General features: G+C 72.1%; 19 protein-coding genes and 1 tRNA gene. 7 read left to right on the top strand and 13 right to left on the bottom strand.

Annotated features, from left to right (window positions below; genetic code table 11):
* Nucleotides 1-16: 16 nt before the first annotated feature.
* On the top strand, nucleotides 17-1,558 hold the full coding sequence (metG, locus tag ABH928_RS19755; RefSeq protein WP_370068189.1) for a methionine--tRNA ligase: 1,542 nt from the start codon (nucleotides 17-19) through the stop codon (nucleotides 1,556-1,558).
* Nucleotides 1,559-1,625: 67 nt separating this feature from the next.
* Here the strand turns inward: metG and ABH928_RS19750 are convergent, their stop codons facing one another.
* The 5 genes from ABH928_RS19750 to ABH928_RS19730 form a co-directional block, all read right to left on the bottom strand.
* Nucleotides 1,626-3,698 (bottom strand): FUSC family protein, encoded by a 2,073-nt coding sequence (locus ABH928_RS19750; RefSeq protein ID WP_370068187.1) that lies wholly within the window; start codon nucleotides 3,696-3,698, stop codon nucleotides 1,626-1,628.
* Nucleotides 3,699-3,813: 115 nt separating this feature from the next.
* Nucleotides 3,814-4,416: a histidine phosphatase family protein gene (locus tag ABH928_RS19745; RefSeq protein ID WP_370068185.1), complete on the bottom strand. Its 603-nt coding sequence runs from the start codon at nucleotides 4,414-4,416 to the stop codon at nucleotides 3,814-3,816.
* A 227-nt stretch (nucleotides 4,417-4,643) separates the two neighbouring features.
* On the bottom strand, nucleotides 4,644-5,318 hold the full coding sequence (locus ABH928_RS19740; protein WP_370068183.1) for a PhzF family phenazine biosynthesis protein: 675 nt from the start codon (nucleotides 5,316-5,318) through the stop codon (nucleotides 4,644-4,646).
* A 68-nt stretch (nucleotides 5,319-5,386) separates the two neighbouring features.
* Nucleotides 5,387-6,709 carry a YhgE/Pip domain-containing protein gene (locus tag ABH928_RS19735; RefSeq protein WP_370068181.1) on the bottom strand — a complete coding sequence of 441 codons (1,323 nt, stop codon included), beginning with the start codon at nucleotides 6,707-6,709 and terminating at the stop codon, nucleotides 5,387-5,389.
* Between the two features lie 107 nt (nucleotides 6,710-6,816).
* Nucleotides 6,817-6,899 (bottom strand) — tRNA-Leu (locus ABH928_RS19730).
* 362 nt (nucleotides 6,900-7,261) lie between these two features.
* Here ABH928_RS19730 and ABH928_RS19725 point away from each other — a divergent pair.
* The 3 genes from ABH928_RS19725 (at nucleotide 7,262) to ABH928_RS19715 (ending at nucleotide 10,087) form a co-directional block, all read left to right on the top strand.
* Nucleotides 7,262-8,602 (top strand): M20/M25/M40 family metallo-hydrolase, encoded by a 1,341-nt coding sequence (locus tag ABH928_RS19725; protein ID WP_370068339.1) that lies wholly within the window; start codon nucleotides 7,262-7,264, stop codon nucleotides 8,600-8,602.
* Nucleotides 8,603-8,796: 194 nt separating this feature from the next.
* Nucleotides 8,797-9,036: a chaplin gene (locus ABH928_RS19720; protein ID WP_370068179.1), complete on the top strand. Its 240-nt coding sequence runs from the start codon at nucleotides 8,797-8,799 to the stop codon at nucleotides 9,034-9,036.
* A 325-nt stretch (nucleotides 9,037-9,361) separates the two neighbouring features.
* Complete coding sequence (locus tag ABH928_RS19715) at nucleotides 9,362-10,087, top strand: chaplin (protein WP_370068177.1); 726 nt, start codon at nucleotides 9,362-9,364, stop codon at nucleotides 10,085-10,087.
* 3 nt (nucleotides 10,088-10,090) lie between these two features.
* On the opposite strand, the gene ABH928_RS19710 is transcribed toward ABH928_RS19715, so the two are convergent.
* Nucleotides 10,091-10,306, bottom strand: coding sequence for a DUF5703 family protein (locus tag ABH928_RS19710; RefSeq protein WP_370068337.1), 216 nt, complete (start codon nucleotides 10,304-10,306; stop codon nucleotides 10,091-10,093).
* A gap of 228 nt (nucleotides 10,307-10,534) precedes the next feature.
* Here ABH928_RS19710 and ABH928_RS19705 point away from each other — a divergent pair, with 228 nt between their 5' ends.
* Nucleotides 10,535-11,122 (top strand): hypothetical protein, encoded by a 588-nt coding sequence (locus tag ABH928_RS19705; RefSeq protein ID WP_370068175.1) that lies wholly within the window; start codon nucleotides 10,535-10,537, stop codon nucleotides 11,120-11,122.
* Between the two features lie 77 nt (nucleotides 11,123-11,199).
* On the opposite strand, the gene ABH928_RS19700 is transcribed toward ABH928_RS19705, so the two are convergent.
* Together ABH928_RS19700 and ABH928_RS19695 are read right to left on the bottom strand one after the other, a co-directional pair.
* Nucleotides 11,200-13,134 carry a helix-hairpin-helix domain-containing protein gene (locus ABH928_RS19700; protein ID WP_370068173.1) on the bottom strand — a complete coding sequence of 645 codons (1,935 nt, stop codon included), beginning with the start codon at nucleotides 13,132-13,134 and terminating at the stop codon, nucleotides 11,200-11,202.
* A 133-nt stretch (nucleotides 13,135-13,267) separates the two neighbouring features.
* On the bottom strand, nucleotides 13,268-14,251 hold the full coding sequence (locus ABH928_RS19695) for an aldo/keto reductase (protein ID WP_370068171.1): 984 nt from the start codon (nucleotides 14,249-14,251) through the stop codon (nucleotides 13,268-13,270).
* 266 nt (nucleotides 14,252-14,517) lie between these two features.
* Between ABH928_RS19695 and ABH928_RS19690 the strand changes: the two genes are divergently transcribed.
* Nucleotides 14,518-15,579, top strand: coding sequence for an LLM class F420-dependent oxidoreductase (locus tag ABH928_RS19690; RefSeq protein WP_370068169.1), 1,062 nt, complete (start codon nucleotides 14,518-14,520; stop codon nucleotides 15,577-15,579).
* Nucleotides 15,580-15,702: 123 nt separating this feature from the next.
* Here ABH928_RS19690 and ABH928_RS19685 read toward each other — a convergent pair whose 3' ends face one another.
* Together ABH928_RS19685 and ABH928_RS19680 are read right to left on the bottom strand one after the other, a co-directional pair.
* A complete protein-coding gene (locus ABH928_RS19685) occupies nucleotides 15,703-16,341 on the bottom strand; it encodes a VC0807 family protein (protein WP_370068167.1) in 639 nt (212 codons plus the stop codon).
* A gap of 2 nt (nucleotides 16,342-16,343) precedes the next feature.
* Complete coding sequence (locus ABH928_RS19680) at nucleotides 16,344-16,505, bottom strand: hypothetical protein (protein WP_370068165.1); 162 nt, start codon at nucleotides 16,503-16,505, stop codon at nucleotides 16,344-16,346.
* A gap of 693 nt (nucleotides 16,506-17,198) precedes the next feature.
* Between ABH928_RS19680 and ABH928_RS19675 the strand changes: the two genes are divergently transcribed.
* Complete coding sequence (locus ABH928_RS19675) at nucleotides 17,199-18,542, top strand: peptidase S8 (protein WP_370068163.1); 1,344 nt, start codon at nucleotides 17,199-17,201, stop codon at nucleotides 18,540-18,542.
* Nucleotides 18,543-18,690: 148 nt separating this feature from the next.
* Here the strand turns inward: ABH928_RS19675 and ABH928_RS19670 are convergent, their stop codons facing one another.
* The 3 genes from ABH928_RS19670 to ABH928_RS19660 all read right to left on the bottom strand — a co-directional run bounded on the left by ABH928_RS19670 (nucleotide 18,691) and on the right by ABH928_RS19660 (nucleotide 21,389).
* Nucleotides 18,691-19,071, bottom strand: a complete 381-nt coding sequence (locus tag ABH928_RS19670) for an RNA polymerase-binding protein RbpA (RefSeq protein WP_370068161.1) — start codon at nucleotides 19,069-19,071, stop codon at nucleotides 18,691-18,693.
* Nucleotides 19,072-19,148: 77 nt separating this feature from the next.
* Nucleotides 19,149-19,691: a GNAT family N-acetyltransferase gene (locus ABH928_RS19665; protein WP_370068159.1), complete on the bottom strand. Its 543-nt coding sequence runs from the start codon at nucleotides 19,689-19,691 to the stop codon at nucleotides 19,149-19,151.
* Nucleotides 19,692-19,784: 93 nt separating this feature from the next.
* Nucleotides 19,785-21,389, bottom strand: a complete 1,605-nt coding sequence (locus ABH928_RS19660) for an FAD-binding oxidoreductase (RefSeq protein WP_370068157.1) — start codon at nucleotides 21,387-21,389, stop codon at nucleotides 19,785-19,787.
* Between the last annotated feature and the right edge of the window lie 28 nt (nucleotides 21,390-21,417).

The following is a 21,417-nucleotide window of genomic DNA, read 5'->3' as shown; positions in this document are numbered from 1 at the left end:
AGCGCTGGAGAGCCTGATGAGCAGCTACTACGTCACCACCACCATCCCCTACGTCAACGCGCGCCCGCACCTCGGCTTCGCCCTGGAGCTCGTGCAGGCGGACGTGCTGGCCCGACACCGCCGCACGCGCGGCGGCGCGGTGCGCTTCCTCAGCGGGACGGACGAGAACTCGCTGAAGAACGTGCTCGCCGCCGAGAACGAAGGCGTCGACGTCCAGGACCTGGTCGACCGCAACGCCGCCGCTTTCGCGGAACTCGCCGCACCCCTGGCGCTTTCCTTCGACGATTTCATCCGGACCAGCCGGGACCCGAGGCACCGGATCGGCGTCGAATACCTGTGGCGACGCTGTGCCGAGGCCGGGGATTTCTACCGCAAGGAATATGTCGGTCTCTACTGTGTCGGCTGCGAGGCCTTCTTCGCGGAATCCGAGCTCACCGAGGACGGCCGCTGCCCCGACCACGGGACCGAGCCGCAGCAGGTCAGTGAGGAGAACTGGTTCTTCCGCCTCTCGCGCTACCAGGAGCAGCTGCGTGAACTGATCACGAGCGGGCGGCTGCGGATCGAGCCCGAGTCGCGCCGCAACGAGGTGCTGGCGCTGATCGACTCGGGCCTGCGTGACTTCTCCGTCTCCCGCAGCCGCGCCCGCGCGCGAGGCTGGGGGATCCCGGTCCCCGGGGACGAGGAGCAGGTCGTCTACGTCTGGTGGGACGCCCTCGGCAACTACGTCACCAGCCTGGGCCTGGGCGGCAGCGACACGGACGCGGAGCCCTACCGGACGTGGTGGGCGGGCGACGGCGAGCGGGTGCACCTGGTCGGCAAGGGCGTGCTCCGGTTCCACGCCGTCTACTGGCCCGCGATGCTGCTGTCGGCCGGACTGCCGCTGCCCACACGGGTGTTGGTCCACGACTACCTGACGGTGTCCGGGCGCAAGATCAGCAAGTCCGCGGCGGCGGGGGCGGGTTCGGGGGCGGGTTCGGCATCCGCGGTGGACCCGGCGGCGCTGGTGTCCCGCTTCGGGACGGACGCGGTGCGGTGGTGGCTGCTGCGCGAGGTGCCGCGCGTCGGCGACGCGGACTTCACCGAGGAGCGGCTGATCGCCCGCGCGGACGCGGACCTCGCCGGAGGCTTCGGCAACCTGGCCCACCGGGTCGTCACCATGGTCCATCGCTACCGGGACGGCGTCGTCCCGACCGCCACGGTGAGCACCACCGCGACCTCCGAACTGCGCGCGGTCTGCGCGCGGGCGGCGGGCCGCGTGGACGCGGCACTCGACGCGTTCGACTACCGTGCGGCGGCGGGCGCGGTCTGGACCCTGGTCGAGGAGGCCAACCGCTGCATCGACCGCACCCGCCCGTGGGAGCTGGCCAAGGCGGAACGCGGCGCCGCGGACCCGCGGTTGGACGCGGCGCTGGCCGCGCTGGTCGCGGCCTGCCGCGAGGTGGGCGAACAACTCCGCCCGTTCCTGCCGGACGCGGCGGACCGGATCGTCGTGCGGTGCACGCCGGTTGACGGCCGGCTGCCCGAGTCCGAACCGTTGTTCGCCCGCTTGGGTGGGTGAGATGCGCGGAGCCTCTCCAGGGCCCGGCGCCCTGAGGAAAGTGCAACTGGCCCTGTCGGCGGTGAATTCAGCCCAGGGCGTCCTGGAGCCCGTCGATGGCCTCCGTCAGGATCGACGCGTCGCGGAGGAGTTCCGGTGGGGTGCCGTCCGGTGCCGCGGACCAGTCCGTGTACGCGGATTCGACGCCCGAGACGTCCGCCGGTTCGCCCTCTCGGACCGCGTCCGCGGCGCGGGTCAGGGCGTCGCGCACCGTCGTGGCGAAGGCGACCGCGCCCGGTGCGGGCGCGGTCGCGGTGGGGGCGTGGGCCTCGATCAGCATCGCGGCGCGGCTGATCGCGGCGACCGCCGCCCGCGCGTCGGCGACCTGGGAGGGCCGCAGGCCCCGATGCCGGATCGGCTCGTTGGCCGCTGAGGCGTCCGTCGCTATCATCGCGGCCCGCGCGCCGCGCAGGTCGAGGAGGGCCTCGCGCATGGCGCGTCGGGACGCGGTCGACGGCTCGCCGTAGGCGTCGAGCGTCGCCGCCGCGTAGCGGCCAGCCGCGGCGATGTGCGCGGCGAGGCGGTCGGGCAGGCGGACGGTCTGCCAGGTGGGCCAGATCGCGTACGCGGCGAGCGCCAGCACTCCGCCGACCAGGGTCATGCCGACCCGTTCCTCCGCCGTGTGGGACAGCACCAGGCCGTCCATCGACAGCAGGAAGACGACGTAGATCGTGACCAGCGTGCTCAGCGCCATGTAACCGCTGCGCATGGTCAGATACGCGCAGCCGACCGCGCAGACGGCGAGCAGGCCGCAGACCCAGGGGGCGGGCTTGGCCGCGACCATGACCGCCGAGGCGACCCCGACGCCGACGACCGTGCCTACCAGTCGGGCCACGCCGCGGCTGTACGTCTGCGAGAAGTCCGGACGCATCACCATCATCGCGGTCATCGCGGCCCAGTAGCTGTGGCCGAAGGGCAGCACCCGGCCGACGCCCTCGGCCAGCGTCACCACCACCGCGGTGCGCACCGCGTGGCGGAGGACCGGCGAGCGCCAGGTCCAGTTGCGGCGGACCGCCCGGGCGGTGTGGGGAACGAGCGCGCGCAGTCCCGGGCGGGGCAGGTAACGGGGTTGGGCCTCGTCGTCCTGTGCATCCAGGGCGTCGTGGATCTCGGCCAGCAGGCCGATCAGGCGCAGCGCGGTGTGCTTGGCGATGCCGTCGAGCACCGGGCCGTCCTCCGGCAAGGCCAGGGCGCGGTAGGCGTGTTCGGGGATCGGCGCCGGTTGGCCGGTGCGGATCGAGCGCGCCGCCATGTCGAGGATCTCGGCGGCCGCCGCCAGCAGCTCCCGGGCACGGTCGCGTTCGCGGCCCTCCTCGGCGGCGCCGACGCGGGGGTCGGCCAGGGCGGCCAGCGCCGGGCGCATCCGTTCCACCAGCGAGCGGACGCCAGTGAGTTCGGACGGACGGCTGCGGGCCTGACCGGGGGTCACCTGGGCGGCGTCGCGGGCGACCATCAGCGGATCCGGGTCGAACGGCGCGAAAGGGTCGTGCCGCAACCGCCGGGCGTAGTCGGCCATGGAGGCGCAGGCCTCGGCCAGCGCCTCGCGGTGCGCGCCCCAGCGGTTGACCGGCCAGATCAGCACCAGCAGCGCCTGGATCGCGCCGCCTCCCGCGATCACCGCGGCGTGCTGCGCGGCCTCGGGGACCGTGGTCGGGAGAGTGACGATGCCCAGCATCACCGTGACCGTCATCGACGCCAGGATGCCCGCGGTCTGGCCACCGACCCAGGCCATGCCCGCGCCGAAGGCCCACAGCGCCAGCACGGCCAGGAACAGCGGCGGCCACGGCGAGACGACATAGCCGACGAACGTGCTCAGCGACAGTCCCAGCGCGGTCGCCAGCGCCAGCCACGGCTGCGGGCGGTAGCTGCGCTGGAAGGTCGCCATCCCGGCCAGCTGCGCGCCGAGCGCGGCCGAGGTCGCGATCGCCGGCGTGCTCAGCGCGAGCGCGCCGAAGAGCGCGATCGCCACACCCAGCGCGCCCCTCAGCGCGGCGAGCGGCGCATTGGTCGCCGGCTCGACGCGGAGCCCGGACCTGGTGGTCGACTTGATCGAGCGGTACCAGGAGGACCTGGTGGCCGGCTGCGGCGGTGGCTGGATCATCGCTGGCCAGATTAGTGCAGTGCGATCAGTTTGATCAGGTAGCGGACGGACCCCGTTCGCTCATGCGCTGACCTGGCCGTCCGTCAGGTACGCGAGGTCCGTCGGCCGCGTGGCGCTACCCGCGCGGGTGCTCGTTCCAGGTCGCGACGACCGGGCGGTCGTGCTCGGTGCTGAGGCGGCTGATCGTGCCCGTGGCCAGCTGGAACAGGGCCCCGTCGGCGGGCGGGAGCCCGAGCCGCCGCGCCGTCAGCACCCGCAGGAAGTGCGCGTGCGCGACCAGGACCGCGTCGCCGCCGGTGCTGTTGCCGAGTGCCGCCTCGATCCGCGCGATCACGCGGTCGGCGCGGATGGCCACCTCTTCGGGCGTCTCGCCCGGGTGCTCCTCGGGGCCGGGAGCCACGCCGTCCGTCCAGAGGTTCCACGCCGGACGGGTCCGGTGGATCTCGCGGGTGGTGATGCCCTCGTACGCGCCGTAGTCCCACTCGTGCAGGTCCGGGTCGACGCACACGTTGTCGAGTCCCGCCAGCTTGGCCGTGTCCTGGGCCCGGGTCATCGGGCTGACCAGCGCCACAGCGATCTTGTGCTCGCCCAGCAGCGGCGCCAGCGCGCGGGCCTGGGCCTCACCGTTCGCGGTGAGCGGCAGGTCGGTCCAGCTGGTGTGCCGGCCCGACAGACTCCACTCGGTCTCGCCGTGGCGTACCAGGATCAGGTCGCTCATCGCCGCTCTCCACTGTTCGAGACTGTTTGGGACTGTTCGGGACGCGGGTGATCGGATCGTCCGCTCATCGTCACGCTAGCGGGTCGGAGCGGTAAGTCGCTCGCCGCGTCGTCCGGACCTGGCCCGGCGTCCCCGGACGTGAGCAGTCGCCTGCGGAATGTGGCCGCGCAGAACCGGTCTGAGCGGCGTGGGCTGCCCCGAGGGGGAGAGCAGGCCGGCCGGAGACGTCAGAGCGACCGCAGCTCCTGGGTCACGACCCGGCCGCCGACCGCGATAAACCCGTCGGGGAGTGGCCGGGTCAGGATCCGGGAGCCCGTGCCCTGGCGGATGTCCAGCGCCCGGCGCTGTTCGCCGGTCAGCACGACGGCTGCCGCGCCGGTCGCCTCGTCCTCGTCGATGCCGTCCCCGCGTCCTGGGAACCCCCGGGCGCGGACGGTCCCGGCGCTCTCGTCCTGCCACGCCCACGCGTAGAGCCAGCCGCTCCCGGGCGGCGGGACCTCCAGGGCGTCGACCTCCGCCGGGCTCGCGTACTGCTGGGTCCGCTTGCCGGAGACCCACTCGGCGCGGCCGGAGATCCAGCTGAACTCCCCGTCCTGCCACGCCGGTACGTCTCCGGCCTCGGGACGCAGCAGTTCCCCGCCGAGACCCTCCTGCCGCAGCAGCCACCCGGTCCCGACGAGGGGGTACCCGGCGAACGGCAACCGCACGCTGGGCGTGTAGATGTCCGCCCGGCCGCTCGCGGCGTCGTCGACGAAGACGGTCTCGGAGAATCCGAGCTTGGCGGCGACGCGCTGACGCTCGGTCCGCTCGGGGATCGCGGCGCCGTCCAGTACCACCCCGAGCGGGCTGCCGCCGTGACCGTCGGGACCACAGAAGACGCGTACGACATGAAGGTTCGTCATGGGCGGCAATCCTGCCGTGTCCTGCCGTGTCCTGCCGTGCGGTGCCGTGCCCTCGTGTCCTGCCGTGCTCAGGTCTGCGCCGGTGCCGGTTCCTCGGCAGGATCCGGCTGCGGGGTGAGGCGGTGCAGGCCCTTGCGGTCGTAGTAGCGGGTCATCGCGAAGCCGAAGGCCAGGGCCAGGACGAAACCGACCGAGATCATGATCCAGGCCCGGGCCAGGCCCGCGTCGGCGCGGGCGTCGAAGTAGAGGATGGACCGGACCCCGGCGCTGAGCTGGCGCATCGGCTCGAAGGCGCCCAGGAACCGGTAGAAGGGGGGCGTCGCCTCCAGCGGCACGGTCGCCCCGGACGACGGCAGCGACAGCGCGATGAAGACGAACATCGACACCAGTTGCCCGATCCCGCCGAAGGCCGCGTTGATCGCCTGCACGCCGAGCCCGACCGCGAGGCAGGCGTAGTACGAGAAGATCCAGAGCAGCGGGATGTGCGTCGCGTCCATCCCGAGTACGGCGATGCAGGCCACCATCACCATCGTCGTGGTGAGTACCGAGATCCCGGCGGTCATCCACATCTTCAGCACCAGCGTCCGCGTCCGGTTGATCGGGACGGTCGGACGGCGGGTGTGCCACGGGCCGATCTCGCTGTCCGCGTAGCCGAGCGCGGTGTCGACGCCGTTGTGGATCAGGTTGCCGCCGACGAAGCCGCTGAGCACCAACAGCAGCGTGTAGTAGAACGCGGTCAGTCCCAGTCCGCTGTGCTGCCCGATCGGGTGGCCGACCTGGGTGGTGACCGCGACCGGGTCGGTCAGCAGCAGGCGGGTGGTCGCGTCGACGCTCGCGGTCGCGGGGGAGGCGGTGAGCTCCTTGCCGATGGTCAACGAGGCCTGGTGGGCCGCGTTCTGGTTGATCTGGGACGCCAGTGAGGAGCCCAGGCTGCCCACACCCGGGTTGGTCAGCACGGCGATCGTCGGCCGCGTCGTCGCATGCGCCGTCGTCAGCGCCCCGACGGAGGCGGTGAAGTCGGCCGGGATCACCAGCGCGCCGTAGACCTTGCCGGATGCCAGCAGGTCCTGTGCCTGCGCCTGGTCCACCTGCTTCCAGTCGACCGCGCCGACCGGAGAGGCGGCGACGACCGCCTGCGTGACCTGGGTGCCCAGGTTCTGCCGCTGGCCGGGCAGCGGTGCCCCGGTGTCGGCGTCGACGACGGCGACCGGGAGCCGGTGCAGGCTGCCGTTCGGGTCGAGGATGCCGCCCATGTAGAGGAGCGACAGCCCCACGGCGACCAGCGAGGCGAGGACGGACGGAACCAGCCACAGCTTCGGCCGGCGCAGCAGCACGGCGACGCGCGCCTGCCGCTGGGTGGCACGACCGCGCGGCGTGATCGGGGAGGCCATGGTGCCCCACGCTAGATCGCCGTGAGGGGCTCGCCCGGGCACGACACGGACAGCCCGGGCAAAACGATCGGGCCCGTGATCGATGATCACGGGCCCGACCCGATGCGTGCGCGAGGGGGGACTTGAACCCCCACGCCCCGAAGGGCACTAGCACCTCAAGCTAGCGCGTCTGCCATTCCGCCACCCGCGCATCGGAGTCTGTCTTTGCGGCCCTGCGGCCTCGCTGACGGGGATAACCATAGCAAAGATCAGCGGCCGTTCCGAAATGCGTTCCCGGGCGGTCATCACGGGCGCGACCTGCGGGGATGCGACGGCGATGCGACGGCGAGGTGACGGGGATCAGGCGAGTGGCTCGACGACGTCCCCCGGCGGGCCCGGTGCCGGACTGCGGACGCGGCGGGCTTGGGCGGGGGCGCGCGGCGGGAGAGGATGGGCAGCATCCGCACCGGATCCCCGGGACTCCGGAAACCCCGGAACTCCGGAGGCGCGGTGCGGCATCGACGCGGAGAGAGGCTGAGTAGCGTGAGCGAGACAGTGGGTGGAACCAGCGCGGTGAGCGGGGCGGGCGAGCGGCTCGGCGGTGGCCAGGGCGAGGGCTTCGGCGAGGCGGAGGTCGCCGAGCTGTGCCGGGACCTGATCCGGATCGACACCAGCAACTACGGTGACGGCTCCGGCCCCGGCGAGCGCGCCGCTGCCGAGTACGTCGCCGAGAAGCTGGCCGAGTTCGGCCTGGAGCCGCAGATCATCGAGTCGGAGCGGGGCCGGGCCAGCACCATCGCCCGGATCGCGGGCGAGGACCCGTCCCGTCCGGCGCTGCTGATCCACGGGCACACGGACGTCGTCCCCGCCAACGCCGACGACTGGACCCACCACCCGTTCGCGGGCGAGATCGCGGACGGCATGGTCTGGGGACGCGGCGCGGTCGACATGAAGGACATGGACGCGATGACGCTGGCCGTCGTCCGCGACCGGCTGCGCAGCGGCCGGAAGCCGCCGCGCGACATCGTGCTCGCGTTCCTCGCGGACGAGGAGGCGGGCGGCGTCTATGGGGCGCACCACCTGGTCGACCACCACCCGGGCCTGTTCGACGGGGTGAACGAGGCCATCGGCGAGGTCGGCGGCTTCTCCTTCACGGTCAACGAGAACCTGCGCCTCTACCTGGTGGAGACCGCTGAGAAGGGCATGCACTGGATGCGGCTCACCGTGGACGGCACCGCCGGTCACGGCTCGATGACCAACAAGGACAACGCCATCACCGAGCTGTGCGAGGCGGTGGCCCGGCTCGGTCGGCACAAGTTCCCGGTCCGCATCACCAAGTCGGTGCGGCACTTCCTGGACGAGCTCTCCGACGCGCTCGGCGTCGAGCTCGACCCGGAGGACATGGACACCACGCTGGAGCGGCTGGGCGGCATCGCCAAGCTGATCGGCGCGACGCTGCGCAACACCGCCCAGCCGACCATGCTCGGCGCCGGCTACAAGGTGAACGTCATCCCCGGTCAGGCCACCGCACACGTGGACGGGCGCTTCCTGCCCGGCTACGAGGAGGAGTTCCTGACCGAGCTGGACAGCGTCCTCGGCCCGCGCGTCCGCCGTGAGGCGGTCCACCACGACAAGGCCGTGGAGACCGACTTCGACGGTCCGCTGGTGGCGGCGATGCAGTCGGCCCTGGTCGCCGAGGACCCGATCGCGCGCGCCGTGCCCTACACCCTCTCCGGCGGGACGGATGCGAAGTCCTTCAGCGAACTCGGAATCCGCTGCTTCGGTTTCGCGCCGCTGCGGCTGCCTCCGGAACTGGATTTCGCCGGAATGTTCCACGGAGTGGACGAGCGGGTTCCGGTCGACAGTCTGAAGTTCGGGGTCCGGGTGCTGGATCGCTTCATCGACCAGTGCTGAATACGGCAGTGCTGAGCTGATTCGGCCGGCTCACCACTGAGCCGGTCTGATAATGCGGGATTTTCGTATAGGCGTGCGGGTGTCCTCACTCCAATGGGTGATCGTTGCCGGGGTTACGTACCCCATTTGCCGCAGTCTCGTTCACTCATATGCAGCCCACCGAACGGGCTGTTCCCATGGAGCAAGGAGAGACCATGCAGGTCAAGAAGATCGCCGTCGTCGTCGCCACCGCTGGTGGTCTGGCCCTCGCGGGCGCGGGTGTGGCCAGTGCGCACTCCGCCACCGCCGAGGGTGCGGCCTGGGGCTCCCCGGGTGTGCTGTCCGGCAACTTCGTCCAGGTTCCCGTCTCCGTGCCGGTGAACGTCTGCGGCAACACCATCAGCGTCATCGGTCTGCTCAACCCGGCGTTCGGCAACCACTGCGAGAACAACTGAGCCGGTTTCGGGAGAATCCGGAAGACCGACCCGGTCGATTGAATGTCTGATTGCGCGCCCGATTGAGCGACCGATCGACCGTCGCGCGGCCCCTGGAGGATTTTCCTCCTGGGGCCGCTGCATTTTCCCTGCGGTGTTAACCGTGCCCCGGGGTGCGTCCTGTCGTTGTGAGAGGTACGGGGGAACAGGCCTGGTGCACGCGCCCTGTGCGCGACCTTCGCATTCGGGCATTCCAGCAACAACCGGGCGGCCCACGGGTCGCCCGAAGGACTGAGGGCAGGGCACAACCATGCGACAAGCTGCCAAACGCGGTTTGCTCACGGTCATGGCGACCGGGAGCGTGTTGGCTTCCACTGCGGGTTATGCGGCGGGGTACGCCTTCGCCGACACGGGCGCCACGGGCGCCTCCAGCGACTCACCGGGCGCGCTCTCCGGCAACACCGTCCAGGTTCCCGTCTCCGTGCCGGTGAACGCCTGCGGCAACACGGTGAACGTGGTCGGACTGCTCAACCCGGCCTACGGCAACCACTGCGCCAACGACTCCGTCCGCAGCGTCCGCGAGGGCGGGGACGACGGTGGCGGCACCACCGGCGGCGGGAGCACGGCCAAGGGCGGAGCGCACGGCTCGCCCGGCGTCGGCTCGGGCAACTCGGTGCAGGTGCCGGTCAGCATTCCGCTCAACCTCTGCGGCAACACCGTCAACGCCCCGGGGGCGGGCAACCCGGCCTACGGCAACGACTGCGGCAACCACAGTTCCGCCACGGGCGGGGACAACAGGGGTGGCGGCGGGGTTCCGACGTCGTCGCCGAGCTGCGCCTGCAGCTCCCCGGCCGGGGGCGGCAGCACGGGTGGCGAGCAGCCCCCGCCGCCCAACAGCGGGACGACCGCCGCGCCGTCCGGTCACCGGATCAGCCCGCCGCCGCCCGCCGGTGAGGTGCTCGCCGAGACCGGTGGCGGCGGCGACGCGCTGCTGCTGGCCGGTGGCGGAGTACTGCTGGCGGCGGGCGGTGCGGTGATCTACCGCAAGGCGCGCCGTCAGCCCTCCCGGTAGGCGTCAGCCTTCCAGGTAGGAACTCAGCGGGCTGCGCACCTGACGGATGATGCGCCGTCTGAGCGTGATCTTGCGCCGCCCGTCCGGGAAGAGGCGGAGTCGGTCCAGCTCCCAATGGCCGTACTCCGCCTGCTCGGTGAGCAGGGCCCGGGCCTCGTTGCGGCTGACGGTACGGGGCAGCACCAGCGAGCGGAACTCGTACTCGGGCTGGCGGACGATCTTCTGCGGCGGTTTACCGGTGGATGGTGTGGGTGGGGTCAAGACTCTTCCTCCCGCGGACGAACACAGGCAAGCCTACGACCGGGCCGGGCCAGGTTCTCAAAAGGCTGCCCAGAGTGGAAGACCGGCAACCCGGGGCACACCCAGGGCGACCGATTCGTGATCGTTTTCCAACGAGGCGGACAACTCCGATGCGCGGGCTGCCCGGGAACGGATAGCGTGCGGGTCATGTCTGATGTCGTGCGTCCCTCCGAAGAACAGATCGCCCGGGTCCGCACCGCGGCGGATGCGGTCAAGGCCGCGATCGACGCGCATTTGCTCGCCGTCGAGACGAGAGCCGGCCAGGGCGATCCGGCGGTCGCCGACGCCTATGAGGCCCTGGCTCTCGCGGCGGACGCCTACGACGAACTGCTCGACGAGGTCTACGACGAGTTCACTCCCTTCGAGGTGCCCCATCCGGACGGCAGCGGTCTGCCGGACGGCATCGAACCTGAGGCGGTCAGCGTGCTGATCCGCCGGGATTACACCGTGACCGACCCGGGGGCCCTCCGCGAGGCCGTCGGCGCCCCGACGGTCACGGGGGCGCTGCGGACCCTCTTCAGCGACTTCGAGCCGGACCGGGTCGCCCGTCACGCCGCCGACTTCGGCCTGGAGGAGGGCGACTCGACTCTTTGGCTGCTGGCCGCCGATCCGAGCGAGCCTGGCGAGTGGCTCGCCGAGCCCTTCGACACCGCCGAACCGGAGCTGCTGATCGCCCGGTTCGACGTGATCGAGGAGTACGAGGACGAGCTCGACGAGGCCCTCGACCCCAGCTGAGCCTTACCCGGCAGCTCTACCCGGCGGCCTTACCCGGCTGAGCCGGGCACGGCTGTATGCCTGGGGTCGGCGGCGTGCTACTCGCCTCCGATGATCGTTCGCAGGCGGGTGGTGCGGGGGCGGGCCGCATGGGTCGCCACCGTCTGCGGAAGGGCCGGGCCCAGGGCGTTGATCAGTGAGAGGTGGCGCTCGGCGCGACCGCAGGCGGAGTAGAGCCACTGGCGGCTCAGCTCCGGCCCCGCCTCGGGCGGCACCACGACCACCACGCCGGGCCAGCGCCTACCGGCCGCCTGATGGGCCGTCAGCGCCCAACCGTGCCGCAGCTCGCCGAGCTGCTCGCGCGGGACGACGGCCGTCCCGGCGGGCGAGGCGTCGGCCGCTGGGGAGGAGAAGGCGATCTCCAGCCCCTCCGGCACTGCTCCCCGCACCACGCCCTCGTGGAGGACGCCGGGCGCGGGCACCCGGACGACCGCGTCGCCCGCGTCGAAGCCGCCGAACTGGCCCGGACCCGGGTTGAGCCGCTGCTTGAGCGCCGCGTTGACGGCACGCGTCCCGGCCGGGCCCGCGTGGGCGGGGACCAGGACGCGGACCTGCTCGGACGGGATGCCCAGCGCACGGGGGATCGAGTCGCCGACGAGCTGGACCGCGCGGTGCACGGCCTCGGCGGCGTCGCCGGCCTGAACCATGACGACCTCCTTCTCGGGGGCCGCGACCGGCTCGAACTCGCCGATGCCGATGCCCGAGACCAGCTCGCCGATCGGCCCGAAGTCCGGCTGCCGGGAGGCGACGACCGGCGCGGGCTTGGCCGCCAGCAGATCCGCGAAGACCCGGCCGGGCCCCGCCGACCAGAGGTCACCCGGGTCGCCGCTCAGCACCAGACGCGCACCGTCCGCCAGCGACTCCGCCACCGTGGCGGCCAACTCGGCGTCGAGTGCCGGCGCGTCACAGACGATCAGCAGGTCCAGCGCCAGCGTCCCGTCCACGTCACGCTCGCCGGAGGCCAGGAGTGTGCCGAGCGGTGCGGCGTCGGGGCCGAGCCGCCGGGCACTGTCGGTGTGGGCGCCGGTCAGCGCGGCCCGCAGCCCGAGCCGCCGTGCGGCCTGGAGCAGCGCGACGGGCTCGGAACGGGCGGTCTCGCCGCCTGTGTGCAGCACCAAAGCGGAGTCGGCGACAGCGCGGATCAGCGCGGCGGCAGAGGAGTTGGGCGCGGCGTCGATCACCTCGTCCCAGCTCGGGCGGACGGTGGCCGCTTCGGCGGGTTCTGCTGCCTCGGCCTCCTCTGTCTCCTCGCCGTCCTCGGTCGCCTTTGCCTGCACGGAGTCGTCGTCGAGCTCAGCCTCGACCTCGCCTGCCGCCTCGGGCCCGCCAGGGGCCGCGTCACGGCCGGGGAAGGTGGAGCTCAGTCGGACCAGGCCGTCGGCGAGGCTCTCCTCGGCCAGCGCGAGCCGGTCCAGCGCGAGCAGGACCTGCCCGGCGGCGGCCTCCTCGGACTCGTCCTCGTCGTCGCCCTCCTCCTGGAAGGCCATCACCCGACCCTCCGTCAGCACTGCGGCCAGGGCCTCGTCCGGGGTCGGCACCCCGTGGTCCGCCAGCCCGCGCCGGATCTCGCCGAGCTCGACGGCCGTGTGGCCGTGCAGGGACGCGCGCTCCAGCAGCCACTGCACCAGGGCGTTGGCCCGCCGCTCGTCCCCCGGCGAGGCCTCGGCGCCGAGCAGGCCGCGCGCGAACTCGTCCGCGTTGGCGGGCAGCACGCCGGGCACGGCCAGCACGGCCCACGGGTCCTCCCGCAGCGTGTCGGCGGCGCGTTCGCCGAGCGCGCCCACCACCGCCGGGGCGAGCTGCGCGGGCGCCCCCGCCTCGCCGAGCACCGCCGCGGCGTCCGCGACGGCGTCCCGTGCCTGGGCGCCGACGTCCTGCGCCTGGCCGTCGGCAGCGCGGATCGCCTCGGCGAGCTGTGCGGTCACGGCGTCCGTGGCTGTCGCAGCGTCTGTGGCGTTCGCGGTGTCACTCATCGGTCGCGGCCCTTCGGAATGCGTGCATCTCTGACGCCAAGAACGCTAGCGGCCGGCACTGACAAATCCGGAATCCGAACCACAGCCGGACCGTCCGGACCAGTGCGTCGGGCAGTACACCGACCGGCACGACTCAGTACAACGCCGTCCAGTTCTGGTCCGGATAGACGTGCACCGGCGCCGAGATGTCGTCCAGCGCGTTGCGGATCTCCGTCGGGAGTGTCAGCGACTCCACTTGCAGCGCCGCCTGCAACTGCGTGGCCGTGCGCGCGCCCAGGACCGGCGCGGTCACCCCCTCGCGGTCGCGGATCCAGGCCAGCGCCACCTGCAGGGGTGTGGTCGCGAGCCCGTCGGCCGCCGTGGCGACCGCGTCGACGATGCGGCGACCGCGTTCGTCCAGGTACGGGTGGACGAAGGCGCCGAACGTCGGTGACGCGCCGCGCGAGTCCGGCGGGGTGCCGTGCCGGTACTTGCCCGTCAGGACCCCGCGGCCGAGCGGCGACGAGGCCAGCAGGCCGATGCCCGCGTCCAGCGCGGCCGGCAGGACCTCGCGCTCTATCCCGCGCTGCAGCAGCGAGTACTCCATCTGCGTTCCCGCCAGCGGGACCCGGCCCGGGACCGCCCGCTGCCAGGTGGAGGCCTTGGCCAGCTGCCAGCCGCAGTAGTTGCTGACGCCGACGTAGCGGGCCCGGCCGCTGGTGACGGCGAGGTCGAGCGCCTGGAGCGTCTCCTCTATCGGGGTGTCGGGGTCGAACGCGTGGACCTGCCACAGGTCGACGTAGTCGACGCCGAGCCGGGCCAGCGAGGCGTCGAGCGCGCCGAGCAGATGGCCGCGCGAGCCGTCGAAACGGCGGTCGCGGTCGGGGACGCTGCCCGCCTTGGTGGCGATGACCAGCTCGCTGCGCGGGACCAGAGCGCCGATCAGCTGGGAGAGGAGGTACTCCGCGCCGCCGTCCGCGTAGACGTCCGCCGTGTCGACCAGGGAGCCGCCCGCGTCCAGGAAGACCTTGAGCTGGTCGGCGGCGTCGTGCTCGTCGACGTCCCGGCCCCACGTCATGGTGCCGAGGCCCAGACGGGACACGCGCAGGCCGGTGCGGCCCAGATGACGCTGCAGCACGGGTGGGAGCCTTCCGGTGACAGGCAGGGAGCTGGCGGGGAGCTGGCGGCAAGCCGGCGGGGAGCTGGCGGGGTGAGCCTACGCGGAACCTCTGCGTGCCGAGGGCATCGGCTGCCACCCGAACGGAGGCGTGTCCTGGCCGGAGACCCGTGCTACTGGCCGGTAGCCGCGCGCGGACGCGGGGGCTAGAGTCGGCGCAGACGCTCCGCTGGGGATCAGGGGACAGCCCCGGAACCACGGAGACCCGCCGGCAAGGAGGCAGCAGCGTGCGACTCGGGATCAACCTCGGCTACTGGGGGCTCGGCAACGACGCCGACAACATCGCCGTCGCTCAGGAGGCGGACCGCCTCGGGTATTCGGTCTGCTGGGCGGCCGAGGCCTACGGCTCGGACGCGGCGACCGTGCTGGCCTATGTCGCGGCCAAGACCGAGCGGATCGACGTCGGCTCCGCGATCTTCCAGATCCCGGCCCGTACGCCCACGATGACGGCGATGACCGCGGCCACCCTGGACACGCTCTCCGGCGGCCGGTTCCGGCTCGGGCTCGGCGTCTCCGGCCCGCAGGTCTCCGAGGGCTGGTACGGCGTCAAGTTCGACAAGCCGCTGGCCCGCACCCGCGAGTACGTCGAGATCATCCGCAAGGCCATGTCCCGCGAGCGCGTCGCCCACGACGGCGCCAACTGGACGCTGCCGCTGCCCGGCGGACCCGGCAAGGCGCTCAAGCTGACCATCCACCCGGTGCGCGAGCGGATCCCGCTCTACATCGCGGCCATCGGCCCGAAGAACCTGGAGCTGACCGGCGAGATCGCCGACGGCTGGCTCGGTATCTTCTTCGCCCCGGAGCAGGCCGAGCTCTCGCTCGCCTCCGTGCGCGCCGGCCGCGAGAAGGCGGGCCTGACGCTGGACGGCTTCGACGTCGCCCCGAACGTCCCGATCGCCGTCGCCGCGAGCGACAGCGAGGCGGACCTGGCCGCGGCGGCGGACATCTTCCGCCACTACACCGCGCTGTACGTGGGCGGCATGGGCAGCAAGGAGCAGAACTTCTACAACCGCATCGCCTGCCGCATGGGCTACGAGGCGGCGGCGGACGAGATCCAGAAGCTCTACCTCTCCGGCGACAAGGCGGCTGCGGCGGCCGCAGTTCCGCAGCAACTCATCGACTCCACCACCCTCGTCGGCACCCGCGACCGCATCGCCGACCGCCTCCGCGCCTACGCGGACGCGGGCGTCACCACGCTGAACCTCTCCCCGGGAGGGTTCTCGCTCGACGAGCGGATCACCGCGCTGCGCACGGCGGTTGAGGCGCTGGAGCAGGCCGGGCTGGCCTGAGCAGCGGTCGGCGAGCTCGTGCCGGACATGGAGGGCGGCTGTGCGAGACGGGGCCACCCGGGCGACGCGGTCGGCGTGCCGATTCTCCTCGCCCCTCGCAGCACGGCGACCGCACTTACTCGACTAACGAAAGCGGTCGGGAGTGGGTGAATCGGGATCAGGCTGCGCTCCGCCACCGGGAAGGAGCACAGACAGGGCGGGGGTGCGGCGGGCGGCGCGGGTGATGTAGACGGCGTTCCAGACCGCGATCGCGCAGAGCGCCGTGATCATCCACGCGGTGGAGGCTCCGACGGCGACCGGCACGGGCAGCGCGTAGACGAGGGGTACCCGGAGCGCGGACTCGGCGAGCAGCCCCAGGCCCCAGCCGAGGGCGCTGGTGCGGAAGGCGCGGCGGGCCGTGGGTTCGCCGGCGTAGAGGTGGCGGAGGGCCTGGGCCTGGTGGGGTTTCCAGTTCTGCGCGCCGACGAGCGTCAGTGGGGTGTCGCCGAGCAGGCTGGCCAGGAACACCAGGGCGAGCGCGGCGGTGCTGAAGGAGTCCTTGAGCAGCAGGAACCGTGGGTCGCCGCCGACGAAGGCCAGGGCGAGGCCGACGCCGAACACTGCGAGCATGACTGCGGCGAACCAGGACACCCGTCGGGTCCAGGCGCCCACGGCCACGAGCCGTGCCCCTGTGGCGGCCGTGGCTGCGAGCAGCGCGGCCCAGTCGGAGGCGCCGAGGGCGTGGAGTGTGTAGTAACCGGCCAGCGGCAGGCCGATGCCCAAGCTCAGACCGGCCAGCTGACCGTCGGCTTCGGCGACGACCCCGCTGCCGCCCGCCGCTCGGTCCGCACGTCGTCCGGCAGAACCTGATGCCCGTCCAACGCGGCAGGGGTGTTCGACAGCATCCAGCGGATAGCGGAATCCAGCCGCTCGGTGGTCATCTCCACGGGAACCGCCGACGCCGCTCTGGCAGCGCCTGCGGGACTGGAACGCCGCCGGGGTCTGGGATCGTACGCCGGGAGGCCCGCAGCCGCGCAGGGGCGCGGGCGGCGGCCTGACCTCGCCGTGGCTGAACCCTGGCAGTGGTAGCGGGGGCGGCGGATCACTGCGCTCCGCGCGGCGGTTGAGGCCGTGGGGCAGTCCGGGTCGGCCTGAGTTCGACCGGGGGTCGTGGCTTCGAGGGCGCTGGTGCTGCGCCCCTGCTCGGGCCTCTGTCGCTCTGACGCGACGCCAGAACGCGGTGCCGTTTCGGATGCGGAGCGCAGCAGGCGCTGACGACGCGTCTCCCGTACGGTCCGGGCTGGGCGCACAGCTCCCCCAGAGGATCGGACATATGCCGATTTGATGAGCAATCATCCGAGATTGCTGCCTGCGTTTGCGCCCCAACGGTGCGTCACAAATCGCCCTGTTGAGACATAGCTCACAGATCACTGAGAAGAAACTGAGAGCTTTCTGGGTGTCATGCCTTGACCCGTCTCCGACAACCCTGGTTCACTCTCGTGCCAACCGCCGCTCTCACCACTCAATGTGGTGACACGACGTCAGCTGCTTCCGCTGCGTCGGCGCTTGGCTCCTGCCATGTCTGCCGGCCTGGGGAAACCGCGTGCTGGCGTCACGTGACATGAGAGGAAGCTCCCCCCATGCGCAACCCCATCCACGCTGGTCGGCCCCGTAAGGTCCTGACCGGGATGGTCTCCCTCGGCATAGCCGTGGCGGGCCTGGCCGCCAGTCCCATCGCCCAGGCTGCGACCACTGCGCCGAACGCCGCGCCGATTGCGGCGCCGATCGCCGCGTCGGCCCAGGCCGGCCACGGTCACTCGACGGCGCACTACCGGCACGAGTGCGCTGCCCCGAAGGCGCACCAGGCCTCCTGCTTCGCCCTGGTCCGGACGGACGTGACGGAGCCGCACGCGCTGGCGCTGCACGCCGACAGCAACGCCGCGACCCCTGACGGCTTCGGTCCGAGCGACCTGCTGGGCGCCTACAACATCCCCGCCAACGGCGGCGCGGGCGCCACCATCGCCATCGTCGACGCGCAGGACGACCCCAACGCCGAGGCGGACCTGGGCAGTTACCGCACCCAGTACGGGCTGCCCGCCTGCACCACGGCCAACGGCTGCTTCCAGAAGGTCGACGAGAGCGGCGGCACCAACTACCCGACCGCCGACGCCGGTTGGGCCGGGGAGATATCCCTCGACCTGGACATGGTCTCCGCGATCGCGCCGAACGCGCACATCCTGCTCGTCGAGGCGACCAGCGCCAACACCTCCGACCTGGGCACCGCCGTCAACGAGGCGGTCAAGATGGGGGCCAAGTACGTCTCCAACAGCTACGGCGGCTCGGAGGACTCCTCCGACACGCAGACCGACAGCAGCTACTACAACCACCCCGGTGTCGTCATCACCGCCTCGGCCGGTGACAGCGCCTACGGCGTCGAGTACCCGGCGGCGTCCCCCGACGTCACCGCGGTCGGCGGCACCTCGCTGACCAAGGACTCCAGCACGCGCGGCTGGTCCGAGTCCGTCTGGTACACCAACTCGACCGAGGGCACCGGCTCCGGCTGCTCCGCGTACGAGCCCAAGCCGACCTGGCAGACCGACAGCGGCTGCTCCAACCGCACCGTCGCCGACGTCTCCGCCGTCGCCGACCCGGCCACCGGTGTCGCCGTCTACGACAGCTACCAGTCCAACGGCTGGCAGGTCGTCGGTGGGACCAGCGCGTCCTCGCCGATCATCGCCTCGGTCTACGCCGACGCGGGCACCCCGGGTGCGAACGACAACCCGGCCCAGTACCCGTACAAGAACACCTCGGCGCTCAACGACGTGACCACCGGCAGCAACAGCGGCTCGGGCTGCACCCCGACCTACCTGTGCACCGCGGGCACCGGCTATGACGGTCCGACCGGTCTCGGCACCCCGAACGGCCTGACCGCCTTCACCGCGGGCAGCGGCAGCAGCGCGGGCCTGGACCGCGCGGCCCACTAGGTCTCCTGGCGTCAGCCCAGTAGTCCAGCAATCCCCTGTGGGGCCGGTCGTCCGATCGGCCCCACAGGCGCGTCGTGATCCGAGGCGGGCCCGGGCAAGCGTGGGCGCGCCCGAACCGCACCGGCAGGCCGGCGGCGTCCCGAGTCGGTCAGATGGTCCCGCGCAGCTTGGCCAGCGCCTCGTTGAGCAGGATCTCGCCGTCCTCCTGGCTGCGGCGCTGGCGGACGTAGCCCATGTGTGTCATGTAGGGGGCGTTGCCCTCGGCGACGGGCACCTGGTCCGGGTCGGGGCCGGCGGGCAGACCGCACCTGGGGCAGTCCCACGTCTGCGGGACCACGGCCTCGATCGCGAAGCTGAGCTGCGTCTGGTGGCTGTTGCCGCACCAGAACGAAACCGTCGTGCGCGGGGCGAGGTCGCCGCGCTCCGGTTCCCCCATCGGTCCCGACCCGATCCGCGCACCCCTGATGCCAGAACGTCCCTGTGCCACGATGCTCTCCTCGGCCACGATGTCCACGCCTCGGATGTGCATGGGGACGCCCAGCGTACGTCCCCTCACCGGGACAGCGGCCCCACCCCTCTCCACCGAGCCGCTGCCGTGCTGGTCTTCTAGCGCAGTTCCTTCACCAACAACTCGAATTCCAGGTCATTGCGCGTGGGCAGGCCGAAGCGCTCGTCGCCGTAGGGAAAGGCACTCGTCCGCCCGGTTCGGGTGTAGCCGCGACGTACGTACCAGGCGGTGAGGTCCTCCCGGGCGGTGATCACCGTCAGGTGCATCTCTTTCGCGCCCCACTCGCCGCCGGCGAGGCGCTCGGCCTCGGCGAGGAGTTGCTTGCCGAGGCCGCCGCCCTGGAGTTCGGGACGCACCGCGAACATCCCGAAGTACGCGTGGCCGCGACGGTTCTCCAGTTGGCAGCAGGCGAGGAGTGTGCCGTCCGACTCGACCACGACCATGCGGCTGTCCTGGCCTTGGAGGACCGCCATGACACTCTCGGGGTCCGTCCGTTGCCCCTCCAGCAGGTCGGCCTCGGTGGTCCACCCCGCGCGGCTGGATTCGCCCCGGTAGGCCGACTCGATCAGTGCCACCAGGGAGGGCACATCCGCAGCTGTAGCGGTACGGAAAGTCGGAAGCGCGACTCGCTGGGTATCCATGACGGCGAAGCTCCTGATGTACGACGGTGCGCCAAGGCTACCGAACGCTCCCCGAAGCCGGGCCGCCACCGCGAACCGCGGCGTCGGCCTCGGTCAGCCGATCAGGACGCCGGGGTTGAGGACGTGGTGCGGGTCCAGCGCGTCCTTTGCGGCCTGCAGGGCCAGGGCGAAGGGGGCCGGGCGCTGGAGGTCGTAGCCCGGGCGGTGGTCGCGGCCGACGGCGTGGTGGTGCGTGATCGTCGCGCGATGGCGGTGGAGGACCTCGGTCGCGACGGCTTTGATCTCGTCCCAGACCGCGACCTCGTCGCCGGGACGTCCGGCGACGGCCACGGTGAAGTAGGGCGCGGCGCCGTCCGGATAGACGTGGGTGAGGCGGCAGTTGATAGTCGCGGGGTGACCGGTGGCTTTCAGGGCGGCGGCGCCGACCTCGGTGCGGACCGCGTCGATCAGCGCGGGGACGGCGCCCCAGGTGGCAGCGGTCTCGAAGGTCTCGACGACGGCGCCGACGCGGGCCAGTCCGTCGCGCAGGTAGGGCATGCGCAGGAACGCCGAACGCCAGGCGCCCACGGCCGTGTCGGCCGGGGCGTCGCGGTGCGTGGAAGGGTCCTCGCCGCGGCCTCCGTGGGCACGGGCGATGTCCAGGGCGCTCGCGAGGCGGTCGTCGACCGGCCCGGTGGCGGACTCGAAGCCCAGGACCAGAACGGATGAGCCGTCGCTCGCGGCACCCGAGAGCAGCGCCTCACCGGGGTCGAGCAGACGGCAGTTGGCGGGCGTGAGGTCTGACTGGGCGATGGCGCGTACAGCGTCCAGTGCACGGGAGAAGTCGGTGAACGAGACCGATGTCGAGGCCTTGTGGAGGGGCCGCTGCTGCAGGCGCATCCACGCCTCGGTGATGACTCCGAGCGTCCCCTCGGAGCCCAGGAAGAGCCGGTCGGGCGACGGTCCGGCGCCGGACGCGGGCAGTCGCCAGGACGTGCTGGTGCCTGCGGGCGTGACCACGCGCAGGGACTGGACGAAGTCGTCGATGTGGGTGTGTCCGGTGGCGTAGTGCCCGCCCGCGCGGGTGGCGAGCCAGCCGCCGAGCGTGGAGAACTCGAAGCTCTGCGGAAAGTGACGCAGCGTCAGCCCGTGGGGCCGCAACTGCTGTTCCAGCACGGGACCGAGAGCCCCGGCCTGGATGCGCGCCGAGCGACTGGTGGCGTCGATCTCCAGGACCCGGTCCATCGAGGTCAGGTCGAGCGACAGCACGGCGCGGTGGGCGTCGCCGCGGTACTCCACGCCGCCCACCACCGAGGAGCCGCCGCCGAAGGGAATGACGGCGACGTCGTGGTCACCGGCCCAGTCCAGCAGGTCGGCCACGTCCTGGTCGCAGGCCGGGAGGGTGACGAGGTCGGGGATCCGGCCGGGCCTGCCGTGCAGGGCGCGGACGACGTCGCGGTAGGCCTTGCCCATGGCGTGGGCGGCGCGTGCTTCGGGATCTGTGGTGACCAGCTGCGCCAGCGTGGACGGGGGCGTCACGGCCGGGCGGGTGATGTCCAGGTCGGCGACCCGGGGTATCGGCAGCGGCCGGGTCAGGCTGCCGGGCAGCAGCGAGCCCATCGCCATGCACTCGGCATCGTCGGGATGGGCATCGGCATAGCCCCAGCCCCACCAGGAGCGCGTGCGGGAGGAGCCGGGGCGTGGCGTGGCTGCAGGCATGACGGTGCTCCCAGTGGGGGACAGCGGG

This window comes from Streptacidiphilus sp. MAP5-3 (assembly GCF_041262505.1).
GTDB lineage: Bacteria > Actinomycetota > Actinomycetes > Streptomycetales > Streptomycetaceae > Streptacidiphilus.
This window is presented reverse-complemented; position numbering and strand designations above follow the sequence as displayed.